The organism is Bacillus sp. RHFS10 (genome assembly GCF_016757475.1).
Lineage (GTDB): Bacteria > Bacillota > Bacilli > Bacillales > Bacillaceae > Bacillus > Bacillus subtilis_G.
The window spans coordinates 778,398-790,587 of sequence record NZ_JAESPO010000002.1 but is presented as its reverse complement, the minus strand read 5'-3'; the positions used below and the strand labels follow the sequence as shown (position 1 = coordinate 790,587).

Annotated in this window: 15 protein-coding genes and 1 pseudogene; 6 read left to right on the top strand and 10 right to left on the bottom strand. The window is 46.3% G+C overall.

Annotated features, from left to right (window positions below):
- Positions 1 to 8 precede the first annotated feature (8 nt).
- The gene (locus tag JMN17_RS10610; RefSeq protein ID WP_141113388.1) at positions 9 to 749 is read right to left on the bottom strand and encodes an alpha/beta hydrolase; all 741 of its coding nucleotides are present in this window, start codon (positions 747 to 749) and stop codon (positions 9 to 11) included.
- Between the two features lie 133 nt (positions 750 to 882).
- On the bottom strand, positions 883 to 1,113 hold the full coding sequence (gene secG, locus JMN17_RS10605; protein ID WP_003220028.1) for a preprotein translocase subunit SecG: 231 nt from the start codon (positions 1,111 to 1,113) through the stop codon (positions 883 to 885).
- Positions 1,114 to 1,262: 149 nt separating this feature from the next.
- Between secG and JMN17_RS10600 the strand changes: the two genes are divergently transcribed.
- Positions 1,263 to 2,033, top strand: coding sequence for an alpha/beta fold hydrolase (locus JMN17_RS10600; RefSeq protein ID WP_087991150.1), 771 nt, complete (start codon positions 1,263 to 1,265; stop codon positions 2,031 to 2,033).
- A gap of 39 nt (positions 2,034 to 2,072) precedes the next feature.
- Here the strand turns inward: JMN17_RS10600 and JMN17_RS10595 are convergent, their stop codons facing one another.
- Positions 2,073 to 2,306, bottom strand: a complete 234-nt coding sequence (locus JMN17_RS10595; protein WP_009968172.1) for a helix-turn-helix domain-containing protein — start codon at positions 2,304 to 2,306, stop codon at positions 2,073 to 2,075.
- Between the two features lie 151 nt (positions 2,307 to 2,457).
- On the opposite strand from JMN17_RS10595, the gene rghR reads away from it, so the two are divergent.
- From rghR to JMN17_RS10575, 4 genes and pseudogenes are all read left to right on the top strand, one after another.
- Positions 2,458 to 2,865 carry a transcriptional repressor RghR gene (gene rghR / locus JMN17_RS10590; RefSeq protein WP_087991152.1) on the top strand — a complete coding sequence of 136 codons (408 nt, stop codon included), beginning with the start codon at positions 2,458 to 2,460 and terminating at the stop codon, positions 2,863 to 2,865.
- A 28-nt stretch (positions 2,866 to 2,893) separates the two neighbouring features.
- Positions 2,894 to 3,310: pseudogene (locus JMN17_RS10585) on the top strand (helix-turn-helix domain-containing protein); the annotation flags it as partial.
- A gap of 97 nt (positions 3,311 to 3,407) precedes the next feature.
- Positions 3,408 to 3,734, top strand: coding sequence for a catDE operon transcriptional regulator CatR (catR, locus tag JMN17_RS10580; protein WP_003220037.1), 327 nt, complete (start codon positions 3,408 to 3,410; stop codon positions 3,732 to 3,734).
- A 131-nt stretch (positions 3,735 to 3,865) separates the two neighbouring features.
- Entirely contained in the window at positions 3,866 to 5,566 is a 1,701-nt protein-coding gene (locus tag JMN17_RS10575; RefSeq protein WP_202328022.1) for a methyl-accepting chemotaxis protein, read from the top strand.
- Between the two features lie 42 nt (positions 5,567 to 5,608).
- Here the strand turns inward: JMN17_RS10575 and opuBD are convergent, their stop codons facing one another.
- From opuBD to opuBA, 4 genes are read right to left on the bottom strand one after another with little or no spacing between them, the layout of a single operon-like run.
- On the bottom strand, positions 5,609 to 6,289 hold the full coding sequence (gene opuBD, locus JMN17_RS10570) for a choline ABC transporter permease OpuBD (protein ID WP_087991155.1): 681 nt from the start codon (positions 6,287 to 6,289) through the stop codon (positions 5,609 to 5,611).
- Positions 6,290 to 6,305: 16 nt separating this feature from the next.
- Positions 6,306 to 7,226, bottom strand: coding sequence for a choline ABC transporter substrate-binding lipoprotein OpuBC (opuBC, locus tag JMN17_RS10565; protein ID WP_087991156.1), 921 nt, complete (start codon positions 7,224 to 7,226; stop codon positions 6,306 to 6,308).
- 11 nt (positions 7,227 to 7,237) lie between these two features.
- Positions 7,238 to 7,891, bottom strand: a complete 654-nt coding sequence (gene opuBB, locus JMN17_RS10560; protein ID WP_148962770.1) for a choline ABC transporter permease OpuBB — start codon at positions 7,889 to 7,891, stop codon at positions 7,238 to 7,240.
- Positions 7,892 to 7,905: 14 nt separating this feature from the next.
- On the bottom strand, positions 7,906 to 9,051 hold the full coding sequence (opuBA, locus tag JMN17_RS10555; protein ID WP_202328021.1) for a choline ABC transporter ATP-binding protein OpuBA: 1,146 nt from the start codon (positions 9,049 to 9,051) through the stop codon (positions 7,906 to 7,908).
- A 284-nt stretch (positions 9,052 to 9,335) separates the two neighbouring features.
- Between opuBA and JMN17_RS10550 the strand changes: the two genes are divergently transcribed.
- Positions 9,336 to 9,869, top strand: a complete 534-nt coding sequence (locus JMN17_RS10550; RefSeq protein ID WP_202328020.1) for a GbsR/MarR family transcriptional regulator — start codon at positions 9,336 to 9,338, stop codon at positions 9,867 to 9,869.
- A gap of 32 nt (positions 9,870 to 9,901) precedes the next feature.
- Here JMN17_RS10550 and opuCD read toward each other — a convergent pair whose 3' ends face one another.
- From opuCD to opuCB, 3 genes are read right to left on the bottom strand one after another with little or no spacing between them, the layout of a single operon-like run.
- Positions 9,902 to 10,570 carry a glycine betaine/carnitine/choline/choline sulfate ABC transporter permease OpuCD gene (gene opuCD / locus JMN17_RS10545; protein WP_202328019.1) on the bottom strand — a complete coding sequence of 223 codons (669 nt, stop codon included), beginning with the start codon at positions 10,568 to 10,570 and terminating at the stop codon, positions 9,902 to 9,904.
- Positions 10,571 to 10,587: 17 nt separating this feature from the next.
- Positions 10,588 to 11,505: an osmoprotectant ABC transporter substrate-binding lipoprotein OpuCC gene (opuCC, locus tag JMN17_RS10540; protein ID WP_202328018.1), complete on the bottom strand. Its 918-nt coding sequence runs from the start codon at positions 11,503 to 11,505 to the stop codon at positions 10,588 to 10,590.
- 13 nt (positions 11,506 to 11,518) lie between these two features.
- The gene (opuCB, locus tag JMN17_RS10535) at positions 11,519 to 12,172 is read right to left on the bottom strand and encodes a glycine betaine/carnitine/choline/choline sulfate ABC transporter permease OpuCB (protein WP_087991162.1); all 654 of its coding nucleotides are present in this window, start codon (positions 12,170 to 12,172) and stop codon (positions 11,519 to 11,521) included.
- Positions 12,173 to 12,190 lie beyond the last annotated feature (18 nt).

Below are 12,190 nucleotides of genomic sequence, written 5' to 3'. Positions count from 1 at the left end.
CCTGTTCATTACCAATCGATCTTCTCTAAAAATTCATACACATCCTGATGGACGAGGTCACGTTCTTTGTCCAGCGTAATGACATGGCCTGATTCCTCGTACCATTTCAGCTGTTTATCATCGGTTTCCACTTCGTTGTAAATCATATTGGCGCTATCTGTATTAATCATGTGATCATGTCGGGCCTGTACCACAAATGTCGGTGAATAAATCATATCGACATTGTTCCGTACATCGGCAATTAATTCTTGCAACGCCTTGAGCGTGTTCATCGGCGTTTTTTCGAATTCCTGCATTTCCTCTTCAATTTGCTCCGGGCTTTTCCCCTCGAATTTTTTGTAATTGCGAGCGTATGAAAGGACGCCCTGGTACATGACCTCTTCACTCTTAATATGCATTGGCGCGCACATTGGGACAATTCCCTTTATGGGTACAGTGTAACCCAATTTCAGCGAAAAAACCCCGCCAAGCGACAGTCCGCAGGCAGCAATGCTCTCATAGCCTTCAGATTTTAAGTATTCATAGCCGTCCATGACGTTTTTCCACCAGTCTTCAGGCCCCGTATGTACAAGTTCTTCAGGAGGTACGCCATGTCCTTCATATTGAGGCGCGTGGCACGTATAGCCCCGTTCATTCAAGTAACGTCCCAGCATTCTGACATCCGCTGTATTTCCTGTAAAGCCATGCAGCAACAGCACCGCTTTGTCTCCGCCTTTAAATGTAAATGGTTTTGGTGTCACAACTTTCATGCTCATGTCTCCCTTTCTATCTGCACGATCATTTTAGTTTTCCACAGTTTGATCAGAAAAAAACGCTCTGAATTTATCAGCCAGAAACGTGAAAAAGGCCTGACTTCACATCAGACCTTATACAAACATTGCCCTATAGGATATAAGCAAGCGCAATCGTTAACACGAAAAACAAGACTGCCAGCACAACCGTGATGCGGTGCAAAATCAAATCAAGACCTCTTGCTTTTTGTTTCCCGAAGAGCTGCTCCGCTCCGCCTGAAATCGCACCAGACAATCCGGCGCTTTTACTGGATTGAAGCAAAACGACAATAATAAGTGCAATGCTGACGATAACCAATAAGGTAATCAAAACCGCGTGCATCCCATACACCTCCAGACTCACTGGCCTACATTACTTCTATTTTACATGAAAAGGGTTGGCATGTCACGCTGTATCAGACGCCAAAAGACGGGATAAGGCGTTTTATCTTGGTTACCCTATTCATATAAAAAGTCAAAAGGAGAAAAATAATGCCCCTTATCAGCATAGCCAGCAGAAAACATCTTTATTATGAGGAATATGGACAGGGAATTCCGATCATTTTTATCCACCCGCCAGGCATGGGACGCAAGGTTTTTTATTATCAGCGCCTTCTCTCCGAGCATTTCAGGGTGATTTTTCCCGATTTAAGCGGCCACGGTGACAGCGATCATGCGAATCAGCCAGCTTCTATTTCTTATTACGCAAACGAGATCGTGCAATTCATGGATGCTCTGCACATTGATAAGGCTGTGTTATTCGGGTATTCCGCCGGCGGCTTAATCGCGCAGCACATCGGCTTTACCCGCCCGGACAAAGTGTCGCATCTTGTTCTGTCCGGCGCTTATCCTGCTGTTCATAACGTAATCGGGGAGAAAATTCACAAGACTGGGATGTATCTGCTCGAGAAAAACGCCGGTTTACTCATTCGCATCCTCGCCGCAAGCCACACAAAAAACAAAGAGCTTCGAGCCATATTGACAGGCCATATGAAAAAAGCAGACCTGGCTCATTGGCATCAATATTATCAGGATTCACTCCGTTACAACTGCATTGAACAGCTGCCTCATTTACACATGCCGATGCTGTTTATGTATGGCGGCCTGCGGGACTGGACCTTCCCCGCCTCAGGCTATTACCGCAAAGCTTGCAGCCATGCCGAATTTTTCAGATTGGAATATCAGGGGCATCAGCTGCCGACAAAACAATGGAAAACATGCAACGAACTGGTGACAGGGTTTGTGCTGACACATCATTCTTAGGATAGAAAACGCTCGGTATCTCCTTGTGTTTCCTACCTTCTATTGACTTTTGTCAACAAAATCATAGTAAAAAAGATCCTCGAATTTCAAATTAAAATAGTGAAGCATTTTACCGATCACTAGCTGTCCCGGCCGTCTTTCTCCATTCAGCACGCGACTCAGTGTGGCGGGTGAGACTCCGATTTCCAGCGCAAGCTGGTTAAGGGAATAATCGTTATTGACCATATACTGCAAGACATAATCACGTCTAATCTGTATCTTTTCTACTGGCACTTTCCTCACCTTCCGTTCTTGAAAATACTTTTTCTATACTTTTACATTACGGCTTATGTTAACTTTTGTCAATACATTTCCAGCCTACCTATTCCCTTTAGTCAATAAACATACTAAAATATGAGTAACAGTGAGGGACGGGGTGAGACATATGGAAAACTTTGGCGAACAATTGCGGGCATTGCGTGAAGAGAGAAAATTAACAGTCAACCAGCTGGCAACTTATTCAGGCGTAAGCGCGGCCGGCATCTCCAGAATCGAAAACGGCAAACGGGGCGTTCCAAAACCCGCCACTATCAAAAAGCTGGCGGAGGCTTTAAAAATTCCTTATGAAGGGCTTATGTATAAGGCTGGTTACATCGAAGAAGCACATGAAGCAAGGGCTCCTTATGAAACGAAGTGCAAGCTGCTTGAAAAAGCAGAGGCCTATGACTTGAAAAACCTTGCTCTTCTTGAGACTGAAAAGTGGCAGTATCTCAATAAAGAAGACCTGCTCATGCTGGATCATTATTTTTCGTTTATTTCAGACGAAGCCAAAAAACGGTCAGCTGATGACTAACTCTTGATAGAAATGCGAGGCGATCACCATGTCACCATTCGGACAGCAATTACGGGAGCTGCGCCGCGCCCGCAAACTGACAGTGAATCAGCTTGCGGTGTACTCAGGCATCAGCTCGGCCACCATTTCAAAAATTGAAAACGGCAAGCGGGGCACGCCAAAACCTGCAACCATAAAAAAACTGGCGGCCGTACTGAAAGTGCCCTACGAAAACCTGATGGCTGCCGCAGGCCATATACGGGCCTTTCCAGAAGAAATCCGCGAAGCTTCGGAAAGCTATCAGTCCGTTTATGACATTTACCAGACGGCTGTCACTCGCGGAGCGGAGCACCTCCCGATTTTCAACAGCAAAAAATGGGAACTTCTCTCAAAGCAGGATATTGAAAATCTCAGCAAGTACTTTGATTTTTTAGCTTCGGAAGCGAAAAAGCGCGCCTCCTCTTCAATAATCCCCTGTTTCTCTCTTCATGCATTTTATCAATCACGCTTGCATACCTTCCCTCGTTATTTGCGTTATAATAGTGACAGACGAGGTGAAAAGTATGAACCAATCAGAAATGTGTCCTAGATTTGAAAAAGCAGTCGACATCTTGAGTAAACGCTGGGTCGCTTTGATCGTATTTCAGCTCTTGAACGGGTCGCAGCGATTTAGCGAAATTGAAGCAGCACTTCCAAATCTAAGCGGCAGAGTTCTGTCAGAACGGCTGAAAGAACTTGAGCTTGAAGGAGTAGTGAAGCGGGATGTCATCCCGGAAACTCCGGTTCGCATCGAATATTCATTGACCGATAAAGGAAAGGCGTTAGCCCCCATTTTGGGTGAGATTTCAAAATGGGCGACGGATTGGATTGACCCTTCCTTTCTTGACTAATTGCTAAAACGGTTCTGATCTCAAAGACGAGAGAAGGACCGTTTTTTTATTTTTCATTTTCAGGTGAAAAAACGATTTCTCAGCCGATATATAGTACAACCACACATTACGTTTTTAAAGGAGACCACTATATGCGACTGACGATTTCCCGCAAATTCAGCCTGGTATTTTTGACACTGATCCTGATCAACTTACTTGTAGGCGGAATAGGCGCTTTTAATATGCAGCATATCATTCAAAAGACAGATGAAATCAACACAAAATGGATTGACGGCATCAAGGAAATTACATCGGTTAATTATTTGACCGAACACCTATCTTCTAAAGAAAAGGATTTTCTGATTTACACAGAAAAAAGCAAAATGGATACGCTTGATCAAGAAATGAATCAGATTCTTGAAGACATCAAACATAAGCTAGACAGCTACGAAAAAACGATTTCAAATGATAAAGAGCAAAAGCTGTTCGAGCAGCTTCAAACTGAAGTGAACACCTATACTGATATTCATGCGCAAATTATAGAAAGCGGCCGCACGAATGATATGGACAAAGCAAGAGGTTTATTGGTTCAGACTGAAGCCAGCTTTGAGGAGATGAAAAAATCACTCACTCAGCTTGTTGACTTTAATAAAGAAGGCAGCAACACAGCTGTAAAAGAAACGAAGGACGTCTATCATAAAGGACTTATTTACACTGCTTTGCTTCTGGCAGCTTCGATTATTATCAGTATTGTCATCTGGCTTTATATCACTCGAAACATTGTAAAGCCTATCATTCGCATGAAGGAGTCTGCCAATCATATTGCCGAGGGAGATCTGTCGAATGACATGGAGCCGCTCAACTCAAAAGACGAGCTGGGCGATCTGAACGAAGCGCTGCAAAAAATGGTCGTTAATCTGAGAGATATTGTCGGATACTCCAAAGAAATCTCAAGCCGGGTTCTTTCTTCTTCACAAGTACTGGCAAACGCAACAAATGAAACGAGATCCGGCAGCAAACATATTACCGAAACGATGAACGAAATGGCTGAGGGCTCTGAACAGCAGGCCCAAGACGCCGTGACGATTGCCGAGTCGATGAATGAATTCACCGAAAGCATTGATAAAGCCTATAATCATGGCATGACCATCAGCGATACGTCTCAAAACGTTCTCGAACTCGCGGTAAGCGGAAACACAAATATGGATACGTCATTGCAGCAAATGAAAACCATCCATCATATCGTTCAGGAAGCCGTTCATAAAGTGAAGTCGCTGGAGCAGCATTCTCAGGATATCAACAAGCTCGTTCAGGTCATCAACGGCATTGCCGAGCAAACGAATTTGCTTTCACTTAACGCCGCCATTGAAGCTGCCCGCGCGGGAGAAAGCGGCAAAGGCTTCGCCGTTGTGGCAGAAGAGGTCAGAAAGCTGGCTGACGGCGTTTCTGATTCCGTGCAGGATATTACCCGGATTGTAGGCGGCACACAGCAGGAAATCCACATCGTCATTGAATACTTAGAAAGCAGCTTTACAGAAGTCGAAAGAGGAACAGCGAACCTGACAGACACCGGCCAGGCTATGCAGCATATCAAACAATCCGTCACTCACGTTGCAGACAGCATTAAAGAAGTAACAGATGGCCTGAAGCAGTTAACAAACCAATCAATTACCATCAACCAATCGATTGAAAATATCGCTTCTGTATCTGAAGAGTCGGCCGCAGGGATTGAAGAAACATTTTCGATTACCGAGCAATCCGCCCACTCCATGGATCAAGTGCTCCAGAATGCCGAAGAGCTTGAGCAGCTGGCGAAGAAGCTTAATGAGAAAATGGATCAGTTTACAATTTAAATAAAAAAAGAGGCTGGAGTCATCCAAGCCTCTTTTTCTATTCTATGCCGCTGTTTGAACGCGTTTCGCTCTGGTTCTTTTTTTCTTGACCGGACTTAATGCCCGCTCCAGCCAGGCCATTATCAAATCTGCTCCTACCGCCATCACCGCAGTCGGGATCGCGCCGGCGAGAATAATCGCAGTTCCGTTTGTCGCGTTTGATCCGCGGACGATCATATCCCCGAGACCCCCGGCGCCGACAAATGTGCCGATCGCTGTAATCCCGATGGCAATGACGAGAGCCGTGCGCAAGCCTGCCATAATGACAGAAAGCGCCAGCGGGAGCTCAACCATCCGGAGAACCTGAAATTTCGTCATGCCCATCGCTTTTCCCGATTCTAAGTAGGCGTGTTCAATGCTGACAATGCCTGTGTACGTGTTTCGGATAATCGGCAGGAGGGAATACAGAAATAATGATACAATCACGGTGTTTGCGCCGAGCCCCATAACAAGCATCAAGACGGCCAGCATGGCAAGCGCCGGGATTGTCTGAATAACGTTTGTTACGGCAAACACCCAAGCTGACAAGCGGCGAAAATGCGCAATAAGGATTCCGGCCGGAACTCCGACGGCAGCGGCAAACAAGACGCCGTAAGCCGACATGAGAAAGTGTCGGCCGAATTCTTCCATGACGTAGCTGCCGTTTTGCGCATAGTACGTCATTAACTGTTCAAGCACGTTCATTGGCTTCGTCCCCCTTTCACGATTCGAAGTAGTGATGCTTTTCTAAATATTCCTTGGCAACAACAGACGGTTCTTTTAGATTGCCGTCGACTTCGTAGTTAAGCTCCTGCATCGTGGCTGTGCCGATTTTCCCGATCATTTTCTGGATGATGCCTTCTAGTTCAGGATGTTCTTTCAGGACATGTTCCGGAACAACCGGAGAGCAGTCGTACGGAGGGAAAAATTGTTTATCATCCTTTAGCATTTTGAGCCCATAGGACTTGATTCTTCCGTCCGTGGAATATGCAAGCACAATGTCCATTTTTCCGTTTTTCGCCGCATCATACACAAGCCCGATCTGCATGGGATACGTGCCGCCGAATGCCATGCCGTAGGTTTTTGTAAAATCCTTATAGCCGTTCCCCTTCAGCTTCATCCAATAGTTATCAACGCCCAGCTTTAATTGCGGCGCCCATTTTTTAACGTCTGATACGGTTTCTAAGTGATATTGATCCGCAAGCTGTTGGCTGACCGTAAAGACGTACGTATTATCAAACCCGTAGGAATCATACCATTTTAAATCGTATCTTTTTTTAAACTCCCGCTGTGTCAGCGCCAGCGCTTTGTCCGGATCTTTTTCCGGTTCCATTCTCAGCGTGCCTGTCAGCGCGTCTCCGGTATATCTTGTGGCCGCGATGTCAATTTCCCCGTTCATTAAGGCCTGCTGCTGCACCGCGTTGGAACCGAGATTTTTAATGGTTGTTGTTTTCAGATCAGTATAGTGTTCGATCATCTGGCCAAGCATGCTGGCGATGATTTCTGATTCGCTCATGCTTTGCGCGCCGATCTTAATGGTCTGGTCTGAAGCGGCGCTGAGGCCCGGAAGCGAACAGCCGCTCAACGTCATCATTGCTGCGAGCGTTAAACCGATCATCCATTTAAGATATTTTCTTTTCATGAGCCGCCTCCTTATGAAACTTCCTTCAATCTCTGCATGCCGGCAGGTGTCAGTTTTCGTTCAGCCACCGCCAGCACATAATCTATCACAATCGCCAATATTGTGACGGGCACCGCGCCGCCAATGATATATTCCGGCTGATATAAATTCAGTCCGATAAAAATGTAATCCCCCAATCCGCCGCCTCCGATAAAGGAAGCAAGCGTAGCCCAGCCGATTAAGTAAATCGTCGATGTTCTGATTCCCGCCATGATGACAGGTGCGGCAAGCGGCAGTTCCACCAAACGGACTTGTTCAGCCGGCGTCATTCCGATGCCTTTACCAGACTCGAGCAGATTTTTGTTGACGCCGCGAATGCCGGTATACGTGTTGCGCAGAATCGGCAGAACGGAATAGAAAAACAAGGCCACAATAGCCGGAACTTTCCCGACACCTAAGAGCGGAATAAAAAAAGCGAGAATCGCCAGACTCGGCAGCGTTTGAATGATATTGACAATACCGATAATCGCGCCGGCCCCCTTCTTCATTCTGGTAAGCACAACCCCGAGGGGTACGGCAACGATTACGCCTAAGATGACAGCAATGAGCGATATCGTGATATGCTCATATGTTTTATAAAGGAGCTCTCCCCCGTTGGTTTGCAAAAATTGAACAATATGATGCATGACTTATCGCCTCCCTATGACAACACCGTGAGCTGCTTTTCTTCTCCCCAAAGGGAGTCATACACAATGTCGACCAGACTCGCTCTCGTCACAATTCCGATTAAGCGCCGGTCTTCATCCACAACAGGGACATATTTGACACCCCGTTTTAAAATTTTGCGGACCGTGTCGCGCAGCAATGTGCCGCCCAATACGGTGTAAAGGTCTTCATGTAAAACCTCTCCTACAAGATTGGCTTTTTTCCGGCATTGATCAATGATTTCAACATCCACATAGCCTTGGAGAACATGCCCGTCATCGACGACAAGCAAAGAATCGACACGCTTCTGCCTCATCAGCTGAATCGATTCAGAAAGCGTTTTATCCGCGGTGATCGTCACGGGCTGCGTGTTCATAATCTGGTCAACCCGTTCAACATCAGGGCTGGATGACTGGATCAGCCGCTCCTTGCCGATAAATTCTTCAACAAATTCATCAGCCGGATTTCTCAAAATGTCATCGGGCGTTCCAACTTGAACGATTTCTCCCGCTCTCAAAATCACAATCCGGTCTGCCAGTTTAATCGCTTCATCCATATCGTGGGTAACAAATACGATGGTTTTATGTAAGGTTTTTTGCAGTTTTTTAAATTCTTCCTGAAGGGAATCCCTCGTAATCGGGTCGAGCGCCCCAAACGGTTCATCCATTAAGATAAGCGGCGGCTCCGCGGCAAGTGCCCGTAATACACCAATTCGCTGCTGCTGTCCCCCGCTTAATTCATGAGGGTAACGGTCCAAATATTCCGGTCCCATATCGACCAATTTCAGAAGTTCACGCGCCCGCTCTTTCCGCTGCTGTTCAGGCCATTTCAGCAGTTTAGGAACAAGTGAGATGTTCTGCTGAATGGTCATATGCGGAAACAGGCCGATCTGCTGAATGACATAGCCGATCTTACGCCTAAGCTCGACAGGGTCCTGTTCCATGATGTTTTCGCCGTCAATGAAAATCTTGCCGGCGGAAGGCTCAATTAATCGGTTAATCATTTTCATTGTTGTCGTTTTTCCGCAGCCGCTCGGGCCGATGAAACAGATAAATTCGCCTTTTGCAATCTTAAGATTCACGTTATTCACGGCTTTTTTGCCGCCCTTGTATGTTTTCGAGACATTTTCTAATGTCAGCAAACATCGCACCTCCAAAATTAAATTTATTCAATTCGTTCAGTTTATATTTAATTTTTCAGACAATTGAATGCTTCCCATTATAGAATAAAGTTTATAAAATAAAAAGTTTACAATTTGTTCATATTGTTTATAAAGTATGTATAAATGCTGATTTACCCCCATTGACCTACGATGATCTCCTTATTGCTCCAATTTCCTGCCAAATTCTCTTGTTACAGCATTTCCGCCGTATCAAAAATGTGGTATATTGACATCGGAATTGTTAGCTGAAAGGATTGAAACCGTTGGAGAAAGATCCGTTAACGATCATTGAACAAGCTGAAGACCATTTAGTAGAAAGAATCGCGGAAAACATGCATGCATTTGGAATGCCCTCTACGGTCGGACGTGTGCTGGGCATTATTTATATGAATCGAAAACCGATGACGCTGACCGAATTGTCTGAAGCGACCGGCATGAGCAAAACTCGCATGAGCCAGGTTGTGCGGGAAATGCTTGATGCCAACATTGCCGAGAAGGTATTTGAAAAGGGCGTGCGAAAAGATTTATATGAGGTGGAGCAGGATTACTACCAAACGTTTATCACGCTGTTTACAGCCACTTGGAGTAAAGTCGTCAGCAAAAACAAAATGATGCATAAAAAACTCAATCGGGAGCTGCTCAGCGTCTTGGATGAAGAGCTTGCTCCTGAAGCGGAAGAAAAAGTGAATGAGCTGCTGAAGGAATTAAAGGAATGGCTCGATTATTATCATTGGCTCGGCCGTTTGATTGAGTTTTTTGAGAGCGAAGAGATTTTTAAATATGTGCCGAAGCCGTAAAAAACGCCCTGTTTTCCACAAGGCGTTTTTTCTTATGCGGCGCCGGCCAGGTTTTTCTTCTTTTTAATCGGGCTTAACGCGCGTTCAAGCCAGCCCATGACCAAATCGGCAATCACCGCCATCAGAGCCGTGGGGATCGCGCCCGCCAATATAATCGCGGTACCGTTTGTTGCGTTTGATCCCCTGACGATGATGTCCCCGAGTCCGCCTGCACCGACAAATGTCCCGATGGCCGTAATGCCGATGGCGATGACAAGCGCGGTGCGGAGGCCGGCCATAATGACAGAAAGCGCAAGCGGAAGCTCGACCATCCGCAGCACTTGAAATTTCGTCATTCCCATCGCTTTTCCGGATTCAAGATAGGCGTGTTCAATGCTGATAATCCCTGTATACGTATTTCTGATAATCGGCAAAAGAGAATACAGAAATAATGACAATATCACCGTATTAGCGCCCAGCCCCATGACAAGCATCAGCACGGCCAGCATGGCGAGGGCCGGGATCGTCTGAATGACGTTCGTCACCGCAAAAATCCACCCGCTTAACATTCTGTATCTGGCGATCAGGATGCCGAGCGGAATTCCAACAATGGCCGCAAACAAAACGCCGTACACCGACATCAGAAAATGGCGGTAAAACTCCCGCAGCACGTAACCGCCGTTTTGCGAATAGTAGGTGCCAAGCTGCTGTAGTACTTCCATATGATCCGCCTCTTTTCTTATTCAAAATAATGATGTTTCTCTAAAAATTCCTTTGCTACGACAGACGGCTCCTTCAGCTTGCCATCCACTTCATAGTTAAGCTCCTGCATCGTTTCCGTATCGATTTGCCCAATCAGCTTATTGATCACACCTTCAAGCTCCGGATGCTCCTTGAGCACCTTTTCCGGAATCACCGGTGAACAGTCATACGGCGGGAAAAACCGCTTATCGTCTGTTAAGATTTTCAGGTCATAGGCTTTAATCCGTCCATCCGTTGAATAGGCAAGAACAGCATCCATTTTCCCGTTTTTCACCGCGTCATAGACAAGCCCGATCTGCATCGGATAGGTTGTGCCGAATTCAAAGCCATACGTGCTGACAAAGCCTTTATATCCGTCGCCTTTTCGTTTCAGCCAGGCATTGTCGACGCCCAGTTTATATTGGGAAGCATTTTTTTTCAGGTCAGACACGGTGTTGAGATGCTCCTTTTCCGCAAACGTTTTTGTCACGGTAAAAGCATATGTGTTTTCAAACCCATAGGAATCAAACCATTTATAGGAAAAGCGCTTTTCAAATTCGTTCTGCACGATGTTCAGCGCTTTTTCCGGGTCTTTCTCCGCTTCCTTGCCGAGGGTGCTTGTTAAATCCGTCCCGGAATAGCGCGTGGCAGAAATATCAACATCACCGCCGAGCATCGCTTGGTGCTGAACATAGTTGGACCCGAGGTTTTTCACTAAAGCGGTATTCAAATCGGTATCATGTTCAATAAGCTGCGCGATCATATTCGCTAAAATTTCTGATTCTGTCATGCTTTGCGCCCCGATTTTGATCGTATCGTCTGAAGCGCCGCCAAGTCCCGGCAGAGAACAGCCGCCAAGCAGCAGGACAAAGGCGAGAGCGAACGCGCCTAGCCATTTGATTTTTTTCGTTTTCAACAGAGCCAACTCCTTACGAAACTTCCTTCATCCCTTGCAGTCCTTTCGGCGTCACCTTCCGTTCTGTCACAGCCAGCACATAATCAATGATAATCGCCAGGATCGTGACCGGGACGGCGCCGCCAATGATATATTCAGGCTGATACAGGTTCAGGCCGATAAAAATGTAGTCACCGAGACCGCCGCCCCCGATAAACGACGCAAGTGTCGCCCAGCCGATTAAGTAGATCGTTGACGTACGGATTCCCGCCATAATGATCGGAATCGCCAGCGGGATTTCGACGAGCCGAATCTGCTCCCAGCCGGTCATGCCGATCCCCTTTCCCGATTCCAGCAGATTTTTGTTTACACCTTTGATGCCTGTATACGTATTGCGCAGGATCGGCAGCACCGAATAGAAAAATAAAGCGACAATCGCAGGCACTTTCCCTACACCGAGAAGCGGAATAAAAAAGGCTAAAATCGCCAAACTCGGCAGGGTTTGCACAATGTTGACGACACCTATAATCGCGCCTGCGCCTTTTTTCATTCTAGTAAGTGCAACGCCGAGCGGCACCGCAACGATAATTCCCAATACAACAGCAATGAGTGAAATATATATATGCTCTCCTGTTTTATACAGCAGCTCTCCGCCATTCGTTTGCAAAAAAGTCATCATTTGATTCATCTTAAAAGAGCTCCTTCC

Coding starts and splice junctions, on each gene's coding strand:
- rghR (WP_087991152.1), top strand. CDS start 2,458: ATGGAAAACTTTGGCGAACAATTGCGGGCATTGCGTGAAGAGAGAAAA.
- JMN17_RS10600 (WP_087991150.1), top strand. CDS start 1,263: ATGCCCCTTATCAGCATAGCCAGCAGAAAACATCTTTATTATGAGGAA.
- opuBB (WP_148962770.1), bottom strand. CDS start 7,891: ATGCATCATATTGTTCAATTTTTGCAAACCAACGGGGGAGAGCTCCTT.
- catR (WP_003220037.1), top strand. CDS start 3,408: ATGAACCAATCAGAAATGTGTCCTAGATTTGAAAAAGCAGTCGACATC.
- secG (WP_003220028.1), bottom strand. CDS start 1,113: ATGCACGCGGTTTTGATTACCTTATTGGTTATCGTCAGCATTGCACTT.
- JMN17_RS10610 (WP_141113388.1), bottom strand. CDS start 749: ATGAAAGTTGTGACACCAAAACCATTTACATTTAAAGGCGGAGACAAA.
- opuBC (WP_087991156.1), bottom strand. CDS start 7,226: ATGAAAAGAAAATATCTTAAATGGATGATCGGTTTAACGCTCGCAGCA.
- opuCD (WP_202328019.1), bottom strand. CDS start 10,570: ATGGAAGTACTACAGCAGCTTGGCACCTACTATTCGCAAAACGGCGGT.
- JMN17_RS10575 (WP_202328022.1), top strand. CDS start 3,866: ATGCGACTGACGATTTCCCGCAAATTCAGCCTGGTATTTTTGACACTG.
- opuCB (WP_087991162.1), bottom strand. CDS start 12,172: ATGAATCAAATGATGACTTTTTTGCAAACGAATGGCGGAGAGCTGCTG.
- opuBD (WP_087991155.1), bottom strand. CDS start 6,289: ATGAACGTGCTTGAACAGTTAATGACGTACTATGCGCAAAACGGCAGC.